Annotated in this window: 24 protein-coding genes and 1 pseudogene; 3 read left to right on the forward strand and 22 right to left on the reverse strand. The window is 73.0% G+C overall.

From position 1 onward, the window contains the following. Nucleotides 1–15 precede the first annotated feature (15 nt). Nucleotides 16–504, forward strand: a complete 489-nt coding sequence (gene bldD / locus ACVGV0_RS16165) for a transcriptional regulator BldD (protein WP_010311046.1) — start codon at nt 16–18, stop codon at nt 502–504. 549 nt (nt 505–1,053) lie between these two features. Here the strand turns inward: bldD and nusB are convergent. The 11 genes and pseudogenes from nusB to ACVGV0_RS16220 all read right to left on the reverse strand — a co-directional run. Continuing rightward, a pseudogene (nusB, locus tag ACVGV0_RS16170) lies at nt 1,054–1,461 on the reverse strand (transcription antitermination factor NusB); the annotation flags it as partial. Between the two features lie 66 nt (nt 1,462–1,527). Then, entirely contained in the window at nt 1,528–2,094 is a 567-nt protein-coding gene (gene efp / locus ACVGV0_RS16175) for an elongation factor P (protein WP_459156522.1), read from the reverse strand. 81 nt (nt 2,095–2,175) lie between these two features. Continuing rightward, on the reverse strand, nt 2,176–3,282 hold the full coding sequence (locus tag ACVGV0_RS16180) for a M24 family metallopeptidase (RefSeq protein ID WP_459156523.1): 1,107 nt from the start codon (nt 3,280–3,282) through the stop codon (nt 2,176–2,178). A gap of 49 nt (nt 3,283–3,331) precedes the next feature. Next, complete coding sequence (locus ACVGV0_RS16185) at nt 3,332–4,099, reverse strand: spermidine synthase (RefSeq protein ID WP_459156524.1); 768 nt, start codon at nt 4,097–4,099, stop codon at nt 3,332–3,334. 150 nt (nt 4,100–4,249) lie between these two features. Next, complete coding sequence (gene aroQ, locus ACVGV0_RS16190) at nt 4,250–4,678, reverse strand: type II 3-dehydroquinate dehydratase (RefSeq protein ID WP_459156525.1); 429 nt, start codon at nt 4,676–4,678, stop codon at nt 4,250–4,252. Beyond that, nucleotides 4,675–5,784 (reverse strand): 3-dehydroquinate synthase, encoded by a 1,110-nt coding sequence (gene aroB / locus ACVGV0_RS16195; RefSeq protein ID WP_459156526.1) that lies wholly within the window; start codon nt 5,782–5,784, stop codon nt 4,675–4,677. Before aroB ends, aroQ begins: the two co-directional genes overlap by 4 nt. Further along, on the reverse strand, nt 5,781–6,329 hold the full coding sequence (locus tag ACVGV0_RS16200; protein WP_459156527.1) for a shikimate kinase: 549 nt from the start codon (nt 6,327–6,329) through the stop codon (nt 5,781–5,783). Before ACVGV0_RS16200 ends, aroB begins: the two co-directional genes overlap by 4 nt. Further along, nucleotides 6,326–7,534: a chorismate synthase gene (gene aroC / locus ACVGV0_RS16205; RefSeq protein ID WP_459156528.1), complete on the reverse strand. Its 1,209-nt coding sequence runs from the start codon at nt 7,532–7,534 to the stop codon at nt 6,326–6,328. The genes ACVGV0_RS16200 and aroC overlap by 4 nt, the downstream gene beginning before the upstream one ends. Before the next feature lie 203 nt (nt 7,535–7,737). Beyond that, on the reverse strand, nt 7,738–8,538 hold the full coding sequence (locus ACVGV0_RS16210; RefSeq protein ID WP_459156529.1) for a prepilin peptidase: 801 nt from the start codon (nt 8,536–8,538) through the stop codon (nt 7,738–7,740). A 141-nt stretch (nt 8,539–8,679) separates the two neighbouring features. After that, entirely contained in the window at nt 8,680–9,132 is a 453-nt protein-coding gene (locus ACVGV0_RS16215; protein WP_459156530.1) for a PTS sugar transporter subunit IIA, read from the reverse strand. Beyond that, nucleotides 9,129–9,365 (reverse strand): glucose PTS transporter subunit EIIB, encoded by a 237-nt coding sequence (locus ACVGV0_RS16220; protein ID WP_459156531.1) that lies wholly within the window; start codon nt 9,363–9,365, stop codon nt 9,129–9,131. Before ACVGV0_RS16220 ends, ACVGV0_RS16215 begins: the two co-directional genes overlap by 4 nt. Nucleotides 9,366–9,651: 286 nt before the next feature. Between ACVGV0_RS16220 and ACVGV0_RS16225 the strand changes: the two genes are divergently transcribed. Next, entirely contained in the window at nt 9,652–10,932 is a 1,281-nt protein-coding gene (locus ACVGV0_RS16225; RefSeq protein WP_459156532.1) for a PTS transporter subunit EIIC, read from the forward strand. Between the two features lie 36 nt (nt 10,933–10,968). Beyond that, nucleotides 10,969–11,241: an HPr family phosphocarrier protein gene (locus ACVGV0_RS16230; protein ID WP_459156533.1), complete on the forward strand. Its 273-nt coding sequence runs from the start codon at nt 10,969–10,971 to the stop codon at nt 11,239–11,241. A 79-nt stretch (nt 11,242–11,320) separates the two neighbouring features. Here ACVGV0_RS16230 and ACVGV0_RS16235 read toward each other — a convergent pair whose 3' ends face one another. The 11 genes from ACVGV0_RS16235 to ACVGV0_RS16285 all read right to left on the reverse strand — a co-directional run bounded on the left by ACVGV0_RS16235 (nt 11,321) and on the right by ACVGV0_RS16285 (nt 23,198). Continuing rightward, nucleotides 11,321–12,175 (reverse strand): shikimate dehydrogenase, encoded by an 855-nt coding sequence (locus tag ACVGV0_RS16235; protein ID WP_459156534.1) that lies wholly within the window; start codon nt 12,173–12,175, stop codon nt 11,321–11,323. Nucleotides 12,176–12,313: 138 nt separating this feature from the next. Further along, nucleotides 12,314–13,522, reverse strand: coding sequence for an endolytic transglycosylase MltG (locus tag ACVGV0_RS16240; RefSeq protein WP_459156535.1), 1,209 nt, complete (start codon nt 13,520–13,522; stop codon nt 12,314–12,316). Beyond that, entirely contained in the window at nt 13,519–13,950 is a 432-nt protein-coding gene (ruvX, locus tag ACVGV0_RS16245) for a Holliday junction resolvase RuvX (protein WP_459160033.1), read from the reverse strand. Before ruvX ends, ACVGV0_RS16240 begins: the two co-directional genes overlap by 4 nt. Nucleotides 13,951–14,129: 179 nt before the next feature. Further along, the gene (gene alaS / locus ACVGV0_RS16250) at nt 14,130–16,799 is read right to left on the reverse strand and encodes an alanine--tRNA ligase (RefSeq protein ID WP_459156536.1); all 2,670 of its coding nucleotides are present in this window, start codon (nt 16,797–16,799) and stop codon (nt 14,130–14,132) included. 64 nt (nt 16,800–16,863) lie between these two features. After that, a complete protein-coding gene (locus ACVGV0_RS16255; RefSeq protein ID WP_459156537.1) occupies nt 16,864–17,202 on the reverse strand; it encodes a hypothetical protein in 339 nt (112 codons plus the stop codon). Then, nucleotides 17,199–17,606, reverse strand: coding sequence for a DUF948 domain-containing protein (locus ACVGV0_RS16260; protein ID WP_459156538.1), 408 nt, complete (start codon nt 17,604–17,606; stop codon nt 17,199–17,201). The genes ACVGV0_RS16255 and ACVGV0_RS16260 overlap by 4 nt, the downstream gene beginning before the upstream one ends. 202 nt (nt 17,607–17,808) lie before the next feature. Then, nucleotides 17,809–18,774 carry a 2-hydroxyacid dehydrogenase gene (locus ACVGV0_RS16265; RefSeq protein ID WP_459156539.1) on the reverse strand — a complete coding sequence of 322 codons (966 nt, stop codon included), beginning with the start codon at nt 18,772–18,774 and terminating at the stop codon, nt 17,809–17,811. A gap of 124 nt (nt 18,775–18,898) precedes the next feature. Continuing rightward, complete coding sequence (locus ACVGV0_RS16270) at nt 18,899–20,257, reverse strand: replication-associated recombination protein A (RefSeq protein WP_459156540.1); 1,359 nt, start codon at nt 20,255–20,257, stop codon at nt 18,899–18,901. A gap of 214 nt (nt 20,258–20,471) precedes the next feature. Further along, nucleotides 20,472–22,001: a SulP family inorganic anion transporter gene (locus tag ACVGV0_RS16275; RefSeq protein WP_459156541.1), complete on the reverse strand. Its 1,530-nt coding sequence runs from the start codon at nt 21,999–22,001 to the stop codon at nt 20,472–20,474. Nucleotides 22,002–22,129: 128 nt separating this feature from the next. Then, nucleotides 22,130–22,747 carry a carbonic anhydrase gene (locus ACVGV0_RS16280; RefSeq protein ID WP_459156542.1) on the reverse strand — a complete coding sequence of 206 codons (618 nt, stop codon included), beginning with the start codon at nt 22,745–22,747 and terminating at the stop codon, nt 22,130–22,132. Between the two features lie 82 nt (nt 22,748–22,829). Continuing rightward, nucleotides 22,830–23,198: a hypothetical protein gene (locus tag ACVGV0_RS16285; RefSeq protein WP_459156543.1), complete on the reverse strand. Its 369-nt coding sequence runs from the start codon at nt 23,196–23,198 to the stop codon at nt 22,830–22,832. Between the last annotated feature and the right edge of the window lie 30 nt (nt 23,199–23,228).

A 23,228-nucleotide genomic window follows, 5' to 3' on the forward strand; every position in this document is an offset into this window, starting at 1 on the left:
ACGGAGAAACGCCACATGGGCGACTACGCCAAAGCGCTGGGCAGCAAGCTCCGCGCGATCCGCCAGCAGCAGGGACTGTCGCTGCACGGTGTTGAGCAGAAGTCGGGCGGGCGATGGAAGGCCGTGGTCGTCGGGTCCTATGAGCGCGGCGACCGGGCGGTGACCGTCCAGAAGCTGGCCGAGCTGGCCGACTTCTACGGCGTTCCGGTCGCGGAACTGCTCCCGGAGGGCCGCGTGCCCTCGGGTGCCGAGCCGGCGACGAAGGTCGTGATCAACCTCGAGCGGCTGCAGCAGCTGCCCGCCGAGAAGGTCGGGCCGCTGGCCCGCTACGCGGCCACGATCCAGAGCCAGCGCGGGGACTACAACGGCAAGGTGCTGTCCATCCGCACCGAGGACCTGCGGTCGCTGGCCATCATCTACGACATGACGCCCGGTGAGCTCACCGAACAGCTCATCGACTGGGGAGTGCTTCCGCCGGAAGCGCGCCCCGCGCGCGAGGAGTGACGCGCCCGCGCGACCGCCGCAGGCGGAGCGCGCTGCTCGGGCAGGTGTGCGGCCTGCCCGAGCAGGAGGCGCTCCGCCGCAGCGGCCCGCACCGCCCCGGCAGCCACCCGGGGCCCGCAGCTCCCGCGGGACCCGGGCGTCACGCTGGACCCGGCCGGCGCTGAGCTCCCGGCCAGCGCTGGAGCCCGTCAGCACCGGGTTCCGCCAGCGCCGGAGTCCACCAGCGCCGCAGCGCCACGTGCCCGACCCCGCGACGCGCGGTCGGCGACGTGCCGCGGGTGGCGGCGCGCCGCAGCAGTGCGGGCACCCGGCAACCTGCGCGAAACGCGGCGGCGGGCCGGACCCCTCACCGGGTCCGGCCCGCCGCCGCGTTCGTCCGCTCCTGCGGAGGCCCGCTCAGCTCTCGGTCGTGTCGGACCCCCGCGACTCGGCCGAGGCGGCCTGCTGCGCCTCGTCGGACTGCCCTTCCGCCGCTCGCGCTGCTCCGGACGCCTCCTCCGACGGGGAGTCCTGCTGCTGCGGCTCGGCCGCCCGATCCTGCTCCTCCTGACGCAGCCGCGGCGCGAGGTTCGCGAGCCGCCCGAGGACGCCGTTGATGAAGCGCGGCGAGTCGTCGGTGGACAGCGCCTTGACGATCTCCACGGCCTCGTCGATGACGACGGGGCCCGGGACGTCCTCGCCGTACAGCAGTTCGCACACCCCGAGCCGCAGCACCGAGCGGTCCACCGCCGGCATCCGGTCGAGCGTCCACCCCTCGGAGTGCTGGGTGAGCAGTTCGTCGATGCGCTCCCGGTGTTCGGAGACGTCCTCGACGAGCCGTTGCGCGTACTCGTGGATCGGCGTGACCTCAGTCGCCCCGATGCGGTCGGCCAGCAGCGTCACCGGGTCCATCTCGCGCTGGTCCGCCTCGTAGAGCAGATCAACCGCGCGTTTCCGGGCCTTGCTCCGGGAACCCACCTCACACCCTCTTTCCGGCCGTACCTGATTGCCGCGCGACGAACGCGAATGCGTCGGCGCGGTCGCTCACTTCGTGCTCACACGGCTGAGGTAGCGACCGTCGCGCGGGTCGACCTTCAGCGTGTCCCCTTCGTTGATGAACAGCGGAACCTGGGCCTCCGCCCCGGTCTCCAACGTCGCCGACTTCGTGCCGCCGGTCGAGCGGTCGCCCTGCACGCCCGGAGCGGTCTCGGTGACCTTGAGCTCCACCACGGCGGGCAGCTCGACGTACAGCGGTTCGTCGTTGTGCCGGGCCACGACCACGCTGCTGTTCTCCAGCATGTAGTCGGCCATGCCGCCGACCACGTTCGGCCCGACCGAGACCTGGTCGTAGGTCTCCGGCTCCATGAACACGTAGTCGTTGCCGTCGAAGTACAAGTACGTCATCACGCGCCGGTCGACGTTGGCGGTGTCGACCTTGACGCCGGCGTTGAAGGTCTTGTCCAGGGTCTTGCCGGAAAGCACGTTCTTCAGCGTGGTACGCACGAACGCGGCGCCCTTGCCGGGCTTGACGTGCTGGAAGCTCACGACCGTCCACAGCTGGCCGTCGAGGTTCAGCACCATTCCGTTCTTCAGGTCGTTTGTCGTCGCCACGTGGAAGTCTCTCCTGTAGATGACTGGGACAGGTTTCCTCGGTGCGCGATTGGCGAACTCGCGCGCTCTGGCACACCGCGATCAGACGGCGAGGAGCTCCTTGGTCGTCAACGTCAGGAGCTCCGGCGTACTGGGACGCACGATCAGCGTGTCCTCGATGCGGACCCCGCCCCGCCCCGTCAGGTACACCCCCGGCTCGACGGTGACCGCCATTCCCGCCGCAATTTTACCGTCCCCTCGTGCGGACAGCGCCGGTGCCTCGTGAATCTCCAGCCCCACTCCGTGCCCCAAACCGTGCAGGAACTGCTCGCCGCAGCCGGCTTCGTCGATGACCGAGCGCGCCGCCGCGTCCACGTCCCGAGCCGGGACGCCGTCGCCGAGCGCGCGCCGACCCGCCGCCTGGGCGCGGGCGACGAGCTCGTACAGCTCGCGCTGCCAGTCCGCTGGCGCGCCGAGCACGACGGTGCGGGTCATGTCCGAGTGGTACCCGTCCACGAGCGCGCCGAAGTCCATCTTCACGAGATCTCCGTGCGCCAGCTGCGCCTCCGTGGGGCTGTGGTGCGGGATCGCCGAATGCGCCCCGGCAGCGACGATCGTGTCGAACGCGGGCCCGGAGGCGCCCTGGTCGCGCATGCGCTCCTCCAGCTCGCGGGCCACCGCGCGCTCGGTCCGGCCGGGGCGCAGCCCGTCGTGCTCGAGCAGCTCCGCCAACGCCTGGTCCGCGGCGGCGCAGGCGGTGCGCAGGGCCTCGACCTCGACCTCGTCCTTGACCGCGCGCAGCTCCTCCACCAGCCCGGGGGCGCGCTCCAGCGACGCCGCACCGGCGGCCTCGGCGAGGGCGTCGCGCCCGTCCACGGTGACGTGCCGGCTGTCGAAGCCGACGCGCCGGTGCGTCCCGGAGCGCTCGCGCGCGTGCTCGGCCAGGGCGACATCGCTGGCACGGGCGATCACGTGCGGCAGGTCCGGCACCTCCCGCGCGGCCTGGTCCCGGTAGCGCCCGTCCGTGCACAGCACCGTTCCCCGCTCGGCCTCCTCGTCGGCGGCGTGCACGAGCAGTGCCGCGTTGGACCCGGTGAAACCGCTGAGGTAGCGGACGTTGAGCAGGTTGGTCACCAGCAGCGCATCGAGCTCCTCCGCGCGCAGCGAAGCGCGCAGGCGCTGCCGGCGGCGGGCGTGCATATCAGGCATGCCGGAAGCCTAGCGGGAGCGGGCGGTGCCGACGAGGTCCGGATCGCCCTCACCCGCGCCCGCGGTGCTCCGCATCCGCCGGGGTCCCCTCCGGGCCCTCCGCCGCACCGGCCCGGGACGCGAGGAGGTAGTAGGCCGTGCGGCGGGTGCCGAGCACGACGGGGATCTCCCGCTCCTCGCCGTTGCCGAACACCGCCCGCAGCTCGGCGAGCAGTTCGGGGGCGGGGTCGGCCGACCAGACCGCGAGCAGGCCGCCGGGGCGCAGCACGGCGCGCCAGGCCCGCAGCGTCGCGGTCTCGTACAGCGCGGTGTTCGCGGTGTGCACCAGGTGGCCGGGGCCGTTGTCCACGTCCAGCAGCACCGCGTCGCAGGCGGCCTGCGCCCCCGCGTCCGCCCCGGGGGTCGCGCGCCCCTCGGGGGCCTCCCGCACGTCCGCGGCGGTCCGCACATCCGCGATGGACAGGTGCACCCGCGGATCGGCCAGGACCTCGGCCGCACCGGGCACGAGCCCCTCCCGGAACCAGCGCACGAGATCGCCCTCGAGCTCGTAGACCTCCACGGCCCGCACCCGCGGGTCGGCGAGCACCTCGCGCAGGGTGAACCCGAGCCCGAGGCCGCCGATGACCACGCGCAGCTCCCGCTGCGGCGCGGACTCCAGCACCGCCGCGGCGAGCAGCCGCTCGGTGGCGGTGTGCGCGGTGTCCATCACGAACACGCCGTTGACGCGCAGCTCCACCGCGCCGTCGTCCGGGCGGCGGCGCAGCAGCAGTTCGCCGCGCTCGCTCGTGGCACGTGCGAGGTCCTCACCGCCGGTCATGCGCTCCAGGATAGCGCTCCTGCGGCGGTGGTCCGCCGCCCGCAGCACCCTCCACACCGGACACCGCACCGCGACTCCCGCCGCACCGGCGGCTCTCGCGCACCGGCGGCGGGCCTCACCGCGGCGCTCGCCCCAACCGCGGCGCTCGCCTCAGCCGCGGCTGGCCAGCCAGCGCAGCGCGAGCGGGTAGCCGTCCACCCCGAACCCGGCGATCACCGCGGTCGCGATGTCGGAGAGGTAGCTGGTGTGCCGGAACGGCTCCCGCCGGTGCACGTTGGAGATGTGCAGCTCGACGAGATCGGCCCGCAGCTGCGCCGCCGCGTCGCGCACGGCGATCGAGCAGTGCGTCCACGCCCCCGCGTTGAGCACCACCGGTGCCTGCTCGTCAGCGGCCTCGTGCAGCCAACCCACCATCTCGCCCTCGTGGTCGGTCTGCCGCACCGCGACGCCCGCGCCGAGCTCACCACCGGTGCGCTCGCACAGCGCGACGAGGTCGGCGTAGGTGGCGGTGCCGTACACCGAGGGCTCCCGCGAACCGAGCCGCCCCAGGTTCGGTCCGTTGAGCACGTGGATGTTCACAGGAACACCTCCGTGCCCGAGCCCTGCTCCTCACCGGTCACCGCGGAGTACGCGGCCGCCAGCAGCGAGGGGTCCGGCCCCTCCAGCCGGCCGGGCTTGGCGAGCTCGTCGAGCACCACGAACCGCAGCATGCCCGAGCGGGTCTTCTTGTCCAGCTGCATGTTCTCGATGAGCTCGTTGAGCACGCCGGCGTAGTACTTCGTCGGCAGCCCCAGCGCGTCGAGCACGGTGCGGTGCCGGTCCGCCGTCGCGTCGTCCAGCCTGCCGGCCATGCGGGCCAGTTCCGCGGCGAAGACGAGGCCGATCGCCACCGCCGCACCGTGCCGCCAGCGGTACCGCTCGCGGCGTTCGATGGCGTGCGCGAGCGTGTGACCGTAGTTGAGGACCTCGCGCGAGTGCGCCTCGGTGAGGTCCTCGGCCACCACCGAGGCCTTCACCTGGATGGCGCGGCGCACCAGCTCCCCCAACGTCTCCCCCGCCGGGTCGAGCGCGGCAGCGGGGTCCCGCTCGATGATGTCCAGGATCTCCGGATCGGCGATGAAGCCGCACTTGACCACTTCGGCCATGCCGGCGACGACCTCGTTGCTCGGCAGTCCCTCCAGTGTGGCCAGATCGACGAGCACGGAGCTCGGCTCGTGGAACAGGCCGACGAGGTTCTTCCCGCCCTCGGTGTTGATCCCGGTCTTGCCGCCGACCGCCGCGTCCACCGCACCGAGCAGCGTCGTGGGCACGTGCACGGCGCGCACCCCGCGCATCCACGTCCCGGCGACGAAACCGGCCATGTCGGTGACCGCGCCGCCGCCGAAGGCGACGACCACGCCGTCGCGGTCCATGCCGATCTTGCCGAGCACCTCCCAGCAGAAGCCCGCCACGGCGAGGCTCTTGCCCTCCTCGGCGTCCGGCACCTCGACCCGGTGGGCGTCGACGCCCGCCGCGGCCATCTCCTCGCGGACGTTCTCCACCGTGGTCGTCAACGTCGGCTGGTGCACCAGCGCCACCGCGGAGGCGTCGCGCACCTGCTCGATGAGATCACCGAGCATGCCCCGCCCGATGATCACTTCGTACGGCTGCCGCGTCGCGACGTTGATCCGCACCGGCTCGGTCATCCTCGCCCCTTTCCGACTTGGGGATCCGCCGACGGATCGGCACCGCTCAGCGCGGCGTCGACGCGCCGCACCACCTCCGCCGGTGCGAGCTCGTCGGTCTCGACTTCCACTGTCGCCACCTCGCGGTACAGCGGGATCCGCGCGTCCAGCAGGGCTTTGAACGTCGCCCGCGGGTTCACCCCCGACAGCAGGGGGCGCGCCGTGGACAGGCCCGTGCGCCGGGCGCCTTCGGACAGCCCGACCGCGAGGAACACGACCGGGTGCTCGGCCAGCAGCCGCCGCGTGCGGTCGGACAGCACCGCACCGCCGCCGAGGGCGAGCACGCCGCCGTGCTCGGTCAGCGCGGCGGCCACCGCGCTCTCCTCCATCTCGCGGAAGGCCGGCTCGCCGTCGGAGGTGAAGATCTCCGCGATCTCGCGCCCGCTCGAGGTCCGCACGTCCTCGTCGGTGTCCCGGAAGGGCACGTCCCAGTGCTCGGAGAGCAGGCGCCCCACCGTCGTCTTGCCGCTGCCCGGCGGACCGACCACCACCGCACGCGGTGTCATGAGCGCCCGCGCCTTTCCTCCGCTCGTTCTGCCAGGTCCTCGAGGTAGCCGCGCATGTTGCGCCGCGTCTCGGACAGCTCGTCCCCGCCGAACTTCTCCAGCGCGGCCTCGGCGAGCACGAGCGCGACCATCGTCTCGGCGACGACCGCGGCGCGCGGCACGGCGGTGACGTCGGAGCGCTGGTGCATCGCGTGCGCCGGCTCGCCGGTGTCCACGTCCACCGTGTCCAGCGGGCGCGGCAGGCTGGAGATCGGCTTCTTCGCCGCGCGTACGATGAGCGGTTCACCGTTGCTGATGCCGCCTTCCACGCCGCCGGCGCGGTTGCTGGAGCGCGTGACCCACCGCGCCCCGGAAGCGGGGTGGATCTCGTCGTGCGCCGCCGAACCGCGGCGCCGGGCGTTCGCGAAACCGGCGCCGATCTCCACGCCCTTGATGGCCTGCACGCTCATCAGCGCCGCGCCCAGCCTGCTGTCCAGCTTGCGGTCCCAGTGCACGTGCGAGCCCAGCCCGGGCGGCACGTCGTGGGCGATGACCTCGACGACGCCGCCGAGGGTGTCCCCGTCGCGCTTGGCCTCCTCCACCTCGGCGGTCATGCGCTCGGTGGCCGCGGCGCCGAAGGCCCGCACCGGGTTCTCGTCGATCGCCTCGAGGTCCGCCGCCGTCGGCAGGGTCTCCTGCTCCGCGTCCACACCGCCGAGGCTGACCACGTGGCTGACGACCTCCACGCCGCACAGCTGCCGCAGGAACGCCCGCGCCACCGTGCCGACGGCCACGCGCGCCGCGGTCTCCCGCGCGCTGGCGCGCTCGAGCACCGGCCGGGCCTCGGTGAAGCCGTACTTCTGCATGCCGGCGAGATCGGCGTGCCCCGGACGCGGGCGGGTCAGCGGCTCGTTGCGGGCGAGCGCCTCCAGCTCCGCGGGGTCGACCGGGTCGGCGGCCATGACCTTGTCCCACTTGGGCCACTCGGTGTTGCCGATGCGGATCGCGAACGGGCCTCCCTGCGTGCGACCGTGCCGCAGACCACCGAGGACTTCGAGCTCATCGGCCTCGAAGTTCATGCGCGGGCTGCGCCCGAAACCGAGTTTGCGACGTTCCAGCTGGGTCGCGATCTCGCCCGTGGTCACCTCGACGCCGGCCACCATGCCCTCCAGCACCGCGACCAGGCCGGGACCGTGCGACTCTCCTGCAGTCATCCAACGCAGCACAACTCATCATCCTGCCACGTGCGCAGGCACGGGCAGGCCGCCGGGGTGGCCGGCACCGGGGTTCGACGTCCGGGGTTCGGCCTCCGGGAGCGGCCCGCACCGGCCGGACCCGCCACCGGACAAACCGCCACCGGCCAGGCCCCGCACCAGCCGGTCACCCGCGCGCGCCTCGCCCGCCGAGGCGCCTCGCCCGCCGAGGCGGCTCACGGGCCGAGGGCGGTCAGCAGCCAGGCGGGCGCGAGCAGCGCAGGACCATGCGGCACACCGCACCCCGCCCCCGAGCACGTGCGCCCGTCCCGGCCGCCGCAGCGCCGCAGCAGCCGCGCCAGCAGCGCGGTGAGCACGGCCGCCGCCACCACCACACCGGCCACGGCCCAGAGCGAGACCCCGCCGACGGCAGCGCCGAGCGCACCGGCGAGCTTCACGTCCCCGGGGCCGAGCGCGTCGCCGAGCACCAGGCGCACGAGGAGGTAGGCACCGCCGCACAGCACGCAGCCGGCCGCGGCCGTGACCGCGAGGCGCGGGCGCCCCGCCCCGACCGCCGCGACGGCGAGCAGCACTCCCAGCACCGGGTACAGCGGCAGGGTCAGCGCATCCGGCAGGCGGCACGCCCGCAGGTCGCAAACGCCGAGCAGCACACCGAACCAGGCGAGCACCAGCGGCACCGGCAGCCACCACCCCGGTGCTCCGGGCAGGCACCACCGCACCGCCGCGACCGCCCACAGCGCGCCGACGCCGAACTCGCACCACCCCGCCGGCGGGCGCACGCCCCGGGCCAGCCGCAGCAGGGCGGAGCGGCCGAGACGCCCCGCCGCGGTGCCGAGCAGTCCGCACACCGCGACGGCCACCACCGCGCCCGCCGCGCTGCCGAGCACCACCGCCGCGCCCACCGCGGTGGAGTCGAGCACCGCAGCGCTGCTGCCGAGCTCCGCCGTACTGCTGCTCGGGTCCGCAGCGCTGCTGCCCGGATCCGCTGGGCCGGAGCCGAACCTCGTCGTGTCCACCGCTCCAGCCTGCGTCCGCACGCACCGGAGGCCGCACCGCAGCGCACCGGAAGGACGCGTGTCGGGCAGGCTCACCCGGCGCGGGCAAGCTCCCGCACGCCTCAGCCGGGGCCGCGGCCGGGGAGCACGCGCCCGCGGCGCTCAGTCCACGGCGAACAGCACGTCGCCGGTGCCGACCTCGCCGTCCTCCCGCCGGTCGCTCAACGCGTCCGGCGTCACCTCGAGCACCACCACGGGGCAGATCGACGCGTACCCGGCCGCCTCCACCGCGGACGGGTCCCACGTGACCACGCGGTCCCCGGCTTCGACGCTGTCGCCCTTGGACACGTGCGCGGTGAAGCCCTCGCCGGCGAGCTTGACCGTGTCGATGCCGAGGTGCACCAGCACCGCCGCGCCGGTGGGCGCGGCGATGACGAACGCGTGCGGGTGGAACGTCACCACCGCGCCGCTGATCGGCGCGACCGCTGCGGCCGCACCCGCGGCCGGCCGCACGGCCACACCGGGACCCACCATGGCCTGGGAGAACACCGGGTCCGGAACATCGCTGAGCGAGGTCGCCAGGCCGTCGACCGGGCTGCCCACCTCCAGGCTCACCGCAGGTCCTCGATGTCCTCGGCGATCGTGTCCGCTTCCGGGCCCACGACGACCTGCACCGCCGTGCCCTGCAGCATCACGCCGTGGGCGCCGGCCGCCTTGAGGCCCGCCTCGTCGACCTCGCCCCCGTCGCGCACCTCGCACCGCAGGCGCGTGATGCACGGTTCGATTTCCACCAGGTTGTCCCCACCGCCGAGTGCGGTGAGGATCGCCGTCGCCTTGTCCTCGGCCACCGCGGCCTCCCTTCGTCCGGACCGCGCACCGACGCGGCCCCTGCCGATGATCCTGCGCCGCCCGGTGTCGATGCGGCAACGAAGAAACGCATCCCTTGACACCCGCTGCGGCGACCGCGCATCGTCCGCTACTGGTTTAGACCGGACAGTACCAACGCCCGGTCTCCCGGGCACCGAGTCGCTGCGCCCCGCGCACCGACGCCCGGCATCGTAGACACCCCGTTCGGACACGCGTGGCGATGCGGGCCCGGTGACCGCCGGTGCGCCCGCACGGAGGAGGGACGCCATGACCAGTGCCGAGAAGGCACCCGGCGACAGCCGCGGATTCGCGCTGCTGCAGCGCCTGGGACGCAGCCTCATGCTGCCCATCGCGGTGCTGCCCGCCGCCGCGCTGCTGCAGCGCCTCGGGCAGGAGGACCTGCTCGGCGCCGTCGGCCCGCTGCAGGCCGTGGCCGGTGTCATCGGCGCCGCCGGCGGGGCGCTGTTCGACAACCTGCCGCTGCTGTTCGCCGTCGGCGTGGCCATCGGGTTCGCCAAGAAGGCGGACGGGTCCACCGCGCTGGCGGCGACCGTCGGCTACCTCGTGCTGGCCGGCGTCATGTGGGAGATCACCGGCCAGGAGGACGGCACGAGCTACAACGAGGGCCCCTACGGCGTGCTCGGCGGCATCGTCGCCGGGCTGACCGCGGCCTTCCTGTGGCAGCGCTTCTACCGGATCAAACTGCCCCAGTACCTCGCGTTCTTCGGCGGCCGCCGCTTCGTGCCGATCATCACCGCCTGCGCCATGGTCGTCATCGGCGCGGTCCTCGGTCTGCTCTACCCGCTGTTCGACGCGGGGTTGACCGCGTTCAGCAACGCGGTCACCGCCAACGCCGTCGTCGGCGGCGGGATCTACGGCGTGGTCAACCGGCTGCTGCTGCCACTGGGCCTGCACCACATCCCGAACAACGTCGTGTGGTTCCTGTTCGGCGACTACCAGGGCCAGCACGGCGACATCTCCCGCTTCTTCGCGGGCGACCCGACCGCGGGCACGTTCATGACCGGGTTCTTCCCGATCTTCATGTTCGCGCTGCCCGCCGCCGCCCTGGCGATCTGGCACACGGCCAGGCCCGGCCAGCGCAAGGTCGTCGGCGGCATCATGGTGTCGGTCGCGCTGACCTCGTTCCTCACCGGCGTCACCGAGCCGCTGGAGTTCTCCTTCATCTTCGTGGCCTGGCCGCTGCTGCTCGTCCACGCCGTGCTCACCGGCAGCTCGATGGCGCTGGTGAACGCGCTGGACATCCACAGCGGCTTCGGGTTCTCCGCGGGCGCGATCGACTACGTGCTCAACTTCGGCTTGTCCACGCGGTCGCTGTGGCTCGTCCCGATCGGGCTGGGCTACGCCGTGCTGTACTACGTGATCTTCCGCTTCGTCATCACGAGGTGGAACCTGCGCACGCCGGGGCGCGAGGACGAGGACCCGGAACAGACATCCACTTCCGATGCGGATACTGGCGGCGGTGCCTCGTCCGACGGGGCCGGTGGGCGGTCCGACGCCGCGGGAGGCACGTCCCGCGGCCAGCAGTGAGCCGGTCGCGGCGACCGGTGCGCGGAAGGGAGTGACATGACCGAGCGACAGGTGACGGTGGCGAGCGAGGTCGGGCTGCACGCGCGGCCCGCGGCGCTGGTGGCCAAGGCCGCCGCCCAGCAGCAGGTGCCGATCACGATCCGCAAGGAGGGTGCCGATCCGGTCGAGTGCGGCAGCATCCTCGGTCTCATGGCCCTGGGGGCGGCCCACGGCGACGAAGTCGTCCTCGCCGCCGAGGGCGACGGGGCGGAAGCCGCGTTGGAGCACGTGGCCGGACTCGTCGCGTCCGACCTGGACACGGGGGAATGACGCCCGCCGGGTGACCTCCGCTCCGCGACCTCTGCTGGGGGCCTCCGCCGGGCCGCCGCGGTGGGCGGGCCGCGGCGGATCACGGAGCGGCCAGCGCCTCCCCGCCCGCGGCTTCGGCGAGGGCGGCCCGCATCGCCACCCGCGGTGCGGGCAGGCCGGTGAACCACTCCACCTGCCCGAAGGCCTGGTGCAGCAGCATGTCCAGTCCGGTGGCCAGGCGGCCGCCCGCGGCGGAGACCGCCCGCGCCAGCGGGGTGGGCCACGGGTGGTAGAGCACGTCGAGCACGTGCGGCGCGGCCGCCAGCTCCTCGGCCGGGAGGGCTTGCCAGGCCCCCGCGGGCAGCGCGGAGACCACCACGTCGCTGCGTCCGGCCAGTTCGAGCAGCGCGGCGGTGTCCAGCCGCTCCACCCGCACCCGCAGCCCGAGGTGTTCGGCCGTGGCCACGGCTGAACGCGCGCGTTCCGGTTCGCGCACGACGAGCACGCTCTCGCCCACGCCGAGTTCGGCGAACCCGGCCAGCGCGGCCGCGGCCGTCCCCCCCGCGCCGAGGACCAGCCCGCGCTCGAGGCCCCGCGCAGCACCCAGCGCGCCCACCACGCCGTCCACGTCGGTGCAGTCGGCCAGCCAGCCGTCAGCGCGGCGCACCAGGGTGTTGGCCGCACCGACCGCCGCCGCGCGCTCGGTGCGCACGTCCGCCAGCCGCAGCGCCGCGTGCTTGCCGGGCATGGTCACCGACAACCCGGCCCACTCCGGGCCGAGCGCGGCGACGAAACGGGGCAGGTCCTGCTCGCCGACCTCGTGGCGGTCGTAGGACCACCCGCGCAGGCCGAGCTCGCGGTAGGCGGCGGTGTGCAGCACCGGCGACAGCGAATGCGCGATCGGCGAGCCGACCACCCCGGCCCGCCGCGCTTCCGCGGTGCTCCGCTCGGACATGTGCGGTTCACCCCCTCCTCGCCCCTCGACGGGGCGGACGTTCCCCGGGGAGCGCCGGTGGACATTCTCGAGAAACGTCCACCGCTCACCGATGTCGGGCCGCGACCAGCCAGGCGTCCCCAGCTCCGTTCCGGGGCATCAGAACGCACCGCGCTTCTGGGCCTGCTGGATGTACCGGTCGTGCTCCTCCTGCGTCTCGGCGAAGCACGACGTCCCGTCGGGGTAGCACTTGACGAAGTACTTCCAATCGCCCTCGGCCGGTTTCCCCGCCGCGAGGATCGCCTCCTGGCTGGGCGCGGAGATCGGCGTCGGCGGCAGCCCGTAGGTCTGGTACGTGTTGTACGGGCCGGGCCGGTTCCGGTCCTCCGGCTTCGTCAGCAGGCTGGGCTTGTCCAGCGGGTAGTTGATCGTCGAGTCCATGCCGAGGTGCATCTGCGGCGGCTCGAGCCGGTTGTACACCACCCGGGCCACCTTGCCGAAGTCCTTCTCGATGCTCTCGCTCTGCACCAGCGACGCGACCGTCAGCAGCTCGTACGGGGAACGGCCGGTCTGCTCAGCTGCCTGCGGCACACCGGCCGCTTCCAGCTTCGCCGCCGAGGTGCGCAGCACCGAGCGCAGCACGCCCACCGCGTCCGCGCCCGGCTTCACGTCGTAGACACCGGGCAGGATCAAGCCCTCCAACCGGCGGAAGCCCTCGCCCTTGGCGGCGTCGGCACGCAGCCACTCCGGCACGCCCAGCTCCGCGAGGTCCGCGGAAGCGGCGGCCTGGTGCATCTGCTCGGAGGTGACGCACTGCTGCGCGCCGCCGGCGCAGGAGGCCTGCGCGAGCCGCGTGAGCACTCCCGGCTTGCGCCCGCCGTCGGGGGAGAGCTGGTCCTCCAGGCGCATCCCGCCGCGCACTTCGACACGCCCCACCTGGGCCTTGTCGGAGACGATGTGCTCGACCGCGGCCTGCCCCGACATCTCCCGGCGCATCAGGTAGTAGCCGGGCTGGATGCTGTTGATCTGCCGGTTCTCCTCCGCCGCCTCGACGAACGCCCGGGAGCTGGCCACCACGCCCTTCTCGGTCATGGTGGATCCGATGGCGCTGATCGTGTCACCGGAGGCCACCTCGATGACGACGTCGCCGTGGCCGCCGCCGTCGTAGTCCTCGTAGGACCGCAGCTCGCGGATCTGGCTCACGCCGTACAGCGCACCGCCCACCACCAGCACGAACACGCAGACCCCGGCGATGGCCGTCACCCAGCGGCGCCGCTTGCGCCGTCGGAAGAACTCCGGATCGCGCCCCCGCCGGGGCGGATCGTCGTCATCGGGGTCGTCCGCGAACAATCCGAGATCGTCGCTCACCAACTGTCCCTTCCCGCACTGCGCCCCCGAGCGTCCAACCAAGCCTGCAAGATCTCCACGGCCGCGGCCTGATCCACCACGGCGCGCTGCTGTTTGCCCCGCACGCCCCGCTCGCTCAGCATACGGCTCGCGGTGACGGTGGTCAGCCGTTCATCGGTGAACCGCAGCGGCACGGGAGCGATCCGAGGGGCCAAGGCATCGCCGAACTTCCTGGCCATTCCTGCGGAGTGCCCTTCCTCGCCCGCCATCGTCACGGGCAGCCCCACGACGACCTCGACCACGCCGTACTCGGCGACGAGCGCGGACAACCGCCGCAGGTCGCTGCCGCGGCGCCGGTCCCGGCGCACCGTTTCCACCGGTGTGGCCAGCACCGGTGCGGGGTCGCTGATCGCCACGCCGATGCGCGTCCCACCGACGTCGATGGCCAGCCGCCGCCCCGGACCGGGGTCCGGGGCGGGTTCGGCCGCGCTCTCGGCGCCCCCGCCCGGTGCGGCGGGTTCCCCCGCCGCGGACGGGCCCGGTGCGGAGGAGCCCTCCTCCGCCCCCGGCTCAGCGGGTCGGTGGCGGCGAGGGTCCTCCCCGCCACCGGGCTCCGGGCGGTCGGCACTCACCCGAGCATCACCCGGCCGATCTCCTCGCGCAGCGTCGACACGGCCGCGGTGATGCCCTCCGGGTTGGATCCACCGCCCTGGGCCATGTCGGGTTTGCCGCCGCCGCGGCCGTCCACGTCACCGGCGAAGACCGGCACGAGCTTGCCGGCGGCCAGTCCCGCGTCCCGTCCGGCTCCGTTGACGCCGACGACGAAGTTGACCTTGCCGTTCTCCACCGAGAACAGCGCCACGACCGACGGGCGGCTGCCGAGGCGGCCGCGCACCTCGCCGACGAGCGAGCGCAGCGCGTTGCCGTCGACGCCGTCGGCGACCCGCTCGGCCACGAAGGTCACCCCGTGCACGTCGACGGCCTTGTCGGCCAGGTCCCCGGCCGAGGACAGCACCTGCTGCACGCGCAGCTGCTCGAGCTCCTTCTCCGCGTCGCGCAGCCGCGTGACGGTCTGCTCGATCCGGTCGGGCAGTTCCTCGGCGGGCACCTTCATCTGGTCGGCGAGCTGGGTGACCAGCATGTGCTCCTTGTTGATGTAGCGCATCGCGTCCATGCCGACGAGGGCTTCGACGCGGTGCACCCCGGAGCCGACCGAGGAGTCGCTGACCAGCTTGACCACCCCGAGCTGGCCGATGCTGCCGACGTGGGTGCCGCCGCACAGCTCCCGCGAGTAGTCGCCCATGTCGACCACGCGCACCTGGTCGCCGTACTTCTCGCCGAACAGCGCGATCGCACCGAGCTCCATGGCCCGGTCCATCGTGGTGTTGTAGGACTGCACCTCGACGTCGCTCTGCAGGTACTCGTTGACCTCCTCCTCGACACCGCCGAGCACGGAGGCCGACACGGCCGAGGGGGCGGTGAAGTCGAAGCGCATCCGCCCCGGCGAGTTCAGCGAGCCCGCCTGGGCGGCGCGCTTGCCGTAGGCGCCGCGCACCGCGGAGTGCACCAGGTGCGTGGCCGAGTGCGAGCGGGCGATGGCGTGCCGGCGGTTGGCGTCGACCTCGGACTCGAGCACGGCGTCCACGCCGACCTCGCCGGCCACGACGGTGGCGCGGTGCACGAACAGGCCGGGCACGGCGCGCTGCACGTCGTGGACCTTGACCTCCGCACCGCTGCCGACGAGCTTGCCCGTGTCGGCGATCTGCCCGCCGCCCTCGGCGTAGAACGGGGTGCGGTCCAGCACCAGCTCGACCTCGGTGCCCGCACCGGCGGTCTTGGCGGGCTGGCCGCCCACGAGCAGCCCCAGCACCCGGCTCTGCCCGGCCAGGTCGGTGTAGCCGATGAACTCGGTGGTGCCGTGCTGGTCGAGCAGGTCGCGGTAGGTGGACAGGTCGGCGTGGCCCTGCTTGCGGGCCTTGGCGTCCTCCTTGGCGCGCCGCCGCTGCTCGTCCATCAGGTTCCGGAAGCCCTGCTCGTCGACCGACAGCCCCTGCTCGGACGCCATCTCCAGCGTCAGGTCGATCGGGAACCCGTAGGTGTCGTGCAACTGGAAGGCCTTGTCACCGGGCAGCTGGGTGCCGCCGGCCTTCTTCGTCTCCCGCGCGGCGGCGTCGAAGATCTTCGACCCGGTCGACAGCGTGGCCAGGAAGGCCGACTCCTCGTTGCGCACCACCGCGTCGATCCGGTCGAAATCGTCGACCAGTTCCGGATACCCCGGGGCCATGGCGTCGCGGACGATGGCGGCGAACTCGCCCAGCACCGGTTCCTGCACGCCCAGCAGGCGGGTCGAGCGGACGATGCGGCGCAGCAACCTGCGCAGCACGTAGCCGCGGGCCTCGTTGCCGGGGGTGACGCCGTCGCTGATGAGCATCACGCCGGAGCGGGCGTGGTCGGCGATGACGCGGAACCGGACGTCGTCCTCGTGCGAGTCACCGTAGCGCCGGCCGGACAGCTCCTCGGCCTTGGCGATCACCGGGCGGACCAGGTCGGTCTCGTAGACGTTGTCCACGCCCTGCAGCAGGCAGGCGACCCGCTCGATGCCCATGCCGGTGTCGATGTTCTTCGTCGGCAGTTCACCGAGCACGGGCGCGCCCTCCTTCGGGCTGCCCTCACCCCGGATGTCCTGCATGAACACGAGGTTCCAGATCTCGATGTAGCGGTCCTCGTCGACGACGGGACCACCCTCGCGGCCGTACTCGGGACCGCGGTCGTAGTAGATCTCCGAGCACGGGCCGCCGGGACCGGGCACGCCCATGTCCCAGTAGTTGTCCGCGGCGTCGCGGGTCTGGATGCGCTCCGGCGGCAGACCGGCGACCGACTGCCACAGCTCGGCGGCCTCCCGGTCGTGCTCGTAGACGGTCACCCACAACCGGGCGGGGTCGAAGCCGAACCCGCCGTCGGCCTGGGACTTGGTCACCAGGTCCCACGCCTGCGCGATCGCGCCTTCCTTGAAGTAGTCGCCGAACGAGAAGTTGCCGGCCATCTGGAAGAACGTGTTGTGGCGCGTGGTCTTGCCGACCTCGTCGATGTCCCCGGTGCGCACGCACTTCTGAATGCTGGTGGCACGCGGGTACGGGGCCGGGGCGTCACCGAGGAAGTAGGGCTTGAACTGGACCATGCCCGCGTTGACGAACAGCAGCGTCGGGTCGTCCAGGATCAGCGACGCGCTGCCGACCACGGTGTGGCCGGTGGCGCGGAAGTGCTCGGTGAAGCGGCGGTTGATTTCGTGGGTCTGCACGGTGAAGTCCTCAGGCGATGGTCGGAACGAGCTCTCGGCGGGGCAGGCGGCGCGCTGGAGGCGTTCAGCGCCCCGCCCGGCGCGCTCGGCGCTGGCTGGCGTCCGCTGCAGCGCCGGCACCGGAGGTCTCCGCGGTCCGGCTCCCCGAGACCGCCGCGGCCGCGCGCGCCGTCTCGGCGACTCGCCCGTCCTGCGCGGCCTCGTCGAGCTCCTGCTCGCGTTCCCGCATCCCCGCGCGCACGTCGGCGCCGAAAGCGCCCACCGCGTCGGCCAGGTCGCGCACCGCGCCACCCAGCTGCTCGGCCACGCCCGCCGGGGTGGCCTTCCTCGTGGTCGCGTTGACCTTCCGGGTCACCGCCACTCCGGCCGCGACCCCGGCACCGAACCAGAACAGGCGCCTCACTTGGGTCCTCCTTTACCCCTGCGGCGGGAATGCCGGCCCGCGGGTGCCGCTTTCCTCTTCCGGCGCGCCCGCACGGCCTTGCTCACCCCGTACGAGAAAGCGGCCGTCTTTACCAGCGGGCCTCCCAGTGTAGCCGTGAACAGCGAGGACAGCGCCGAGGCGTTGCCGCTGACCGTCTTGGCGTGCGCGGTGATCCCGTCGACCCGCTCCAGCTGGGTGTTCACGTGGTTCAACGTCGAGTTCGCACCGGTGAACAGGGGATCGGAGTTCTCGTGCGCCTTGCGGATCGCGGTGGTCGCCGCATCCAGCGTGCGGCCGAGCTTGACCAACGGGATCGCCAGCAGCACGACCAGCAGCACGAACGCGCCTGCGGCGATCAGCGCGGCGATCTGCGTGGGCGTCACGTGCCCTCCCGAAATTTCGACGACGTACGGCGGCCACCGGCGCCGGCTCGCACGCGGGTGGCCTTGTGATCGCCGTCAGGTTACCGCGTCGGTTCCGCCCGGCCGCTTCCGCCCGCGCGCGTGCCGGGCAGATCGGCGGCGGTTCTCCGCGGCGGTCGGCAACGGCCGGGCGCCGCGTCCGGCCGGGCCGCGCCCGGGGCGCTCAACCGCCGACCGGTGTGACCGGGGTGCCGGAGTCGAGCACGCCGAGGACATTGCGCGCGGCCAGGTCGGCCATCGCGCCCCGCGTCTCCCGGGTCGCCGAGCCCAGGTGCGGAACGGCCACGACGTTGTCCATGCCGAGCAGCTCCGGCTCCACCGCGGGCTCGCGCTCGAACACGTCCAGCGCAGCCCCGGCGATCTCACCGGCCTGCAGCGCGCGCACGAGGGCGCGCTCGTCCACCACGGGACCGCGGCTGGTGTTCAGCAGCACCGCGTCCGGGCGCATCACCCGCAGGGCCGCCTCGTCGACCAGGTGCCGCGTCTGCGGGGTCAGCGGGCAGTGCGGGCTGACCACGTCCGCGGTGCGCAGCAGCTCGTCCTGGTCGAGGTAGGTGGCGTCGAGCTCGCGCTCCACCTCGGCCTCGGCCCGGCGCCGCCCGGTGTAGGCGATGCGCATGCCGAACGCGCGGGCGCGCCGGGCGACGGCACGGCCGATCCCGCCGAGCCCGATGATGCCCAGCGTCCTGCCCTGCAACCCGCTGCCCAGCATGAATCCGAGGTGGAAGTTCCACGGTTCCCCCGCGCGCAGCAGCCGCTCCCCCTCGCCGAGGCGGCGGGTGAGCATGAGCAGCAGCCCCAGTGCCAGGTCGGCGGTCGCGTCGGTGAGCACGTCCGGGGTGTTCGTCACGACCACCCCGCGCTCGCGCAGCGCGGCCACGTCGACGTTGTCGTGGCCGACCGCCACGTTGGCCACCACGCGCAGGTTCGGCCCGGCGGCCTCCACCAGCTCGGCGTCGACGCGGTCCTGCACCATCGTCACCAGCGCGTCCGCCCCGCGGGCCGCCTCGTGCAGCTCGGCCCGCTCCAACGGTCGGTCCTGATCGCACACGTGCACCTCGCCGGCCTCGGCGAGGCGCTGCCGCGCCTGCTCGGGAATCCACCTGGTGACCACGATCCGGGGGGGCACCGCGAACCTCCTCGCGCCGGGTTTTCGGCGGGGAATCTACCGCGCCGCTGCCGCCGGCGGGACACCGGTGACCGCCCCGGCGCAGGCACCGGTCAGGGCTGGAGCCGGTCAGGGTGCCCGCCGGTCAGGACTGGCCGCCGCGGACGTGCCCGCGCAGCTTCGGCACGCGGTCGGCGAGCGTGCGCTCGCCCCCGTGCGCCGTGGGCCGGTAGTAGTCGCGGCCGACGAGCTCGTCCGGCGGGTACTGCTGCGGCAGCACGCCCTCGGGCCGATCGTGCGGATAGGCGTAGCCCTGCGCGTTGCCGAGCGTGCTCGCCCCCGCGTAGTGCCCGTCGCGCAGGTGCGGCGGCACCGGTCCGGCCCTGCCGGCGCGCACGTCGGTGATGGCCTCGTCGATGGCGGTGATCACGGCGTTCGACTTGGGCGCCGTGGCCAGGTGGACCGTGGCCTGGGCGAGCGGCAGCCGCCCCTCGGGCATCCCGATGAACTGCACCGCGTGCGCGGCGGACACGGCCGCCTGCATCGCCGTGGGGTCGGCCATGCCGATGTCCTCGCTGGCGTGCACCACCAGCCTGCGGGCGATGAAGCGCGGGTCCTCGCCCGCGTCGACCATCCGCGCCAGGTAGTGCAGCGCCGCGTCCACGTCCGAGCCGCGGATGGATTTGATGAACGCGCTGGCGATGTCGTAGTGCTGGTCACCGGTCTGGTCGTAGAGCACCGCCGCCCGATCCACGGTGGCCTCCACCGTGGCCAGGTCAATGTGCTCGCCACCGGTGGAGAGGGCGGACTCGGCCGCCGCCTCCAGCGCGGTCAGCGCGCGCCGCGCGTCGCCCGCGGCCAGGGCGACGAGGTGGTCCTCGGCCTCCTGCTCGACCGACACCGCACCGTCCAGTCCGCGCTCCTCGGCCACGGCGCGCCGGAGCAGCTCGCGCAGCCCGTCCTCGGTGAGGCCGTGCAGCTGCAGCACCAGCGAGCGCGACAGCAGCGGGGAGACCACCGAGAAGTACGGGTTCTCCGTGGTCGCGGCCACCAGCAGCACGGTGCGGTCCTCGACCGCACCGAGCAGCGCGTCCTGCTGGGTCTTGGAGAAGCGGTGCACCTCGTCGATGAACAGCACGGTCGCCTCGGCGGAGCGGCCGAGCCGGCGGCGGGCCTCCTCGATGACCCCGCGCACTTCCTTGACCCCGGCCGACAGCGCCGACAGCGCGACGAAGCGGCGTCCCGTGGCCAGGGAGACGAGGTTGGCCAGCGTCGTCTTGCCCGTCCCGGGCGGCCCGTACATGAGCACCGAGGCCGGTGCGGCTCCTTCGACGAGGCGGCGCAGCGGAGCTCCGGCCCCGAGCAGGTGGTCCTGGCCGACGACCTCGTCGAGGTTGCGCGGGCGCATCCGCACCGCCAGCGGTGCGTGCTCGGTCAGCTGCTCGTCGGCGCGATCCTCCGCGTCGGCACCGAACAGCCCTTCGTCGAACAGACCCTCACTCACGTCCTCGACGCTACCCGCCGGGATCGCCCCCACGTCGCAGCGTTCCCCTCCCGCCGCACGCGGCCGCGGGGGTGGACATCTCCCGGGAAATGCCCACCCCCGAGCCGCAGCGCGTGGCGGGATGTCCGCCCCCGGGGGCGGACATCCCGGAGTTGGCTCTCCGGGGCCGGAGACCGCGGGCCCGAGCGGGCCGGATCAGCGCGACGGGGCCAGGTCAGCGCGAGAGGGCCGCCTCCCGCTCCTGGTCGGGATCGGTCTGTCCCCGCTGGTGCGGCAGCGCGACGTCGACCTCGTGGTCGTCCTCACCGCGCCGCTGGTGGGCCCAGTTCTCCACGGCCTGCTGGCAGGCGTGGTCGAGGTGGCGCACCCCCGTGAGGTCCAGTCGCACGTGCCGCCCGCTGGGCAGCTGTTCGAGGTGGTCCAGCAATCGCGGCAGGCGCAGGAAGGTGGCGTTGCCGCCGAGTTCCACCCGCACCTGGTTGCGCTCGTCGTCGTGGTGCGAGCGCACCGACAGCCGCGACATCTCGAACGCGCTCTTGATCACGGCCAGCGCCAGCCCGGTCAACGTGCCGACGAGCAGGTCCGTGGCCACGATCATGCTGGTGGTCACCAGCAGCACGACGGCCTCGGGCCGGTTGGTCCGCATCAGCTCGACCATGTCGCGCGGGGCCACCAGTTTCCACCCGGCCTGGATGAGCAGCGCGGCCAGCACCGCGTTCGGGATGAACGCCAGCACCTGGGGCAGGAGCACGACGAACAGCAGCAACCAGGCCCCGTGCAGGATGCGCGACAGCTTCGTCACCGCACCCGCGTTGACGTTGGTCGAGCTGCGCACGATGACCGCCGTCATCGGCAGCGCGCCGAACACCCCGCAGACGGCGTTGCCGACGCCCTGGGCGGCGAGCTCCTTGTTGTACTGCGTCTTCGGCCGGCTGTGCATCCGGTCGACCGCCGCGGCGCTGAACAGGCTCTCCGCCGAGGCGACCAGGGTGAAGGTGACGACCGTGCCCCACAGCGCGGGGCTGAGCAGCTCGCCGAACGCTCCGCCGTGGAACGGCACGTTCACGGCCTGCAGCAGCGAGCCCACCTCGACGGTGCTCACGGGCAGCGCGAGCACGGCCGCGGCCGCGCTGGCGAGGACCACGGCCACGAGCGGGCCGGGAACGGAGCTGAGCGGTTTCGGCAGCTTCTTCCACACGCCGAGCAGCACGAGCGTGGCCAGCCCCAGACCGAGCGAGGCGAGACCGGTGGGCGTGGTCAGCGCGTGGCCGAGCAGGCCGGGCACGCCGGAGAACTTCTCCCCGGTGCTGGTGGGCTGATCCTGCCCGCCGAACGGGTAGATCTGGCCGAGGATGAGCACCAGGCCGATACCGGCCAGCATGCCTTGGACCACGGCGGGCGAGATCGCCCGGAACCAGCTGCCGAGCCGGGAGATGCCGAGCAGGACCTGCAGCAGCCCGGAGATCAGCACGATGATGCCGAGCGTGGCGAGCCCGTGCTGGGCCACCGCCGAGGACACCACCACGGTCAGGCCCGCGGCGGGGCCGCTGACCTGCATCGTGCTGCCGGGCATGAAGCCCACGACGAGTCCGCCGACGATGCCGGTGATCATGCCGAGCTCGGCCGGAACACCGGAGGCGACCGCCACCCCGACGCAGAGGGGCACGGCCACGAGGAACACGACGAGGGAGGCGGAGAAGTCCGCCAGCACGGTCTGCTTGGACGGCAGGCGGAACCGCGACAAGCCGCGGTTTCCTGCCGTGGGGGTTTTCGGAGACGTTCGAGTCACTGTGCACTCCAGGCGCGTCGACCGGACGGCCGGGTCCTCCGGCGGAGGAGACACTCCTCCCCGTGCCCGGGCCGTCCGCGGCTTCACAGGGGGCGGAAGACAGCGGTGTTCGCGTCGGCTGCGTCGGAGCCACACTCCAATGTGTGGACTCGACCGGTATCGAGCTCGAAGAACCAGCCGCGCAGGGCGAGTTCCCCGTTGGCGAGTCGATCCCGGACGAAGGGGTACGCGCGGAGTTCGGCGAGCTGATCGCGCACGTGCTGCTGGCTCTCGGCGCGCACCGCGGGATCGACCGCGGCGCCATCCCCGCCGGCACCACCGCTGAGTCCGAACCAGGTGCACAGCGCCGGCATGTCGGTCAGCCCGCGGCCGGCCGAGGCCATCGCGGTCACCGCTCCGCAGTGCGAGTGCCCGCACACGACGATGTTGGGCACGCCCAGTCGCAGTACCGCGTACTCGATCGTGGCCATCTCGCTACTACCCCGGTCGGGCAGGTACTCCGGCACCGCGTTGCCCGCGGTGCGCAGTTCGAAAAGCTGGCCCGGTTCGGCTCCGGTGAGCCGGCTGGGGAGCACGCGGGAGTCCGAGCAGGTGATGAACAACACGTCCGGATTCTGCCCGGATGCGAGCTCGCGGCAGTGCTCCTCGGTCACCGCGCTCGCGTGGTTCTCGGCACGCGTCAGGTACGCTTCGAAATTCACAATTCGCCTCACAGCCGTGTTCAGCGACGACGTCGTACAACCTGTTGCGGAACAGGTGAAGCATTCCGCGGAAACCGCGGAATCACAGCCGGAACACGTTGAGCACGGAAGGCGATTGTCTCTTTCTCAGACTCAGCTCGTGCGAGTTTCCGCCGAGCACCAGGTGCTCGCCCGAGGGCAGCACCCGGTCGGCACCGGAGAGGGCGCGGACATCGAGCTTGAACAGGCAGCGGGGCTTGTCGCCCTGCTCGGCGCACCGCCGCTGGACCGCGGTTCCGGGCGTCCGTTCCCGGAGCTTTTCCTCGCGGTGCTCGTTGCTCTGGGAATTCGTCGTCTCCGCCGTGGCACGCGTGGGCACCTGGGCCGTCGCGGACAGCGGCGAGAGCACGACCAGCGCGACCGCGAGCAGCAGCCAGGTCACCGCTCGCACGACGCGCTGAGTCCCGCGCACTCGGTCCTCCCGGAAGCAGCTGGGTGGCGA

It is taken from the genome of Salinifilum ghardaiensis (assembly GCF_054491345.1).

Coding starts and splice junctions, on each gene's coding strand:
- bldD (WP_010311046.1), top strand. CDS start 16: ATGGGCGACTACGCCAAAGCGCTGGGCAGCAAGCTCCGCGCGATCCGC.
- ACVGV0_RS16180 (WP_459156523.1), bottom strand. CDS start 3,282: ATGCCTGATATGCACGCCCGCCGCCGGCAGCGCCTGCGCGCTTCGCTG.
- ACVGV0_RS16185 (WP_459156524.1), bottom strand. CDS start 4,099: ATGACCGGCGGTGAGGACCTCGCACGTGCCACGAGCGAGCGCGGCGAA.
- aroB (WP_459156526.1), bottom strand. CDS start 5,784: ATGACCGAGCCGGTGCGGATCAACGTCGCGACGCGGCAGCCGTACGAA.
- ACVGV0_RS16200 (WP_459156527.1), bottom strand. CDS start 6,329: ATGACACCGCGTGCGGTGGTGGTCGGTCCGCCGGGCAGCGGCAAGACG.
- ACVGV0_RS16225 (WP_459156532.1), top strand. CDS start 9,652: ATGACCAGTGCCGAGAAGGCACCCGGCGACAGCCGCGGATTCGCGCTG.
- ACVGV0_RS16230 (WP_459156533.1), top strand. CDS start 10,969: ATGACCGAGCGACAGGTGACGGTGGCGAGCGAGGTCGGGCTGCACGCG.
- ACVGV0_RS16235 (WP_459156534.1), bottom strand. CDS start 12,175: ATGTCCGAGCGGAGCACCGCGGAAGCGCGGCGGGCCGGGGTGGTCGGC.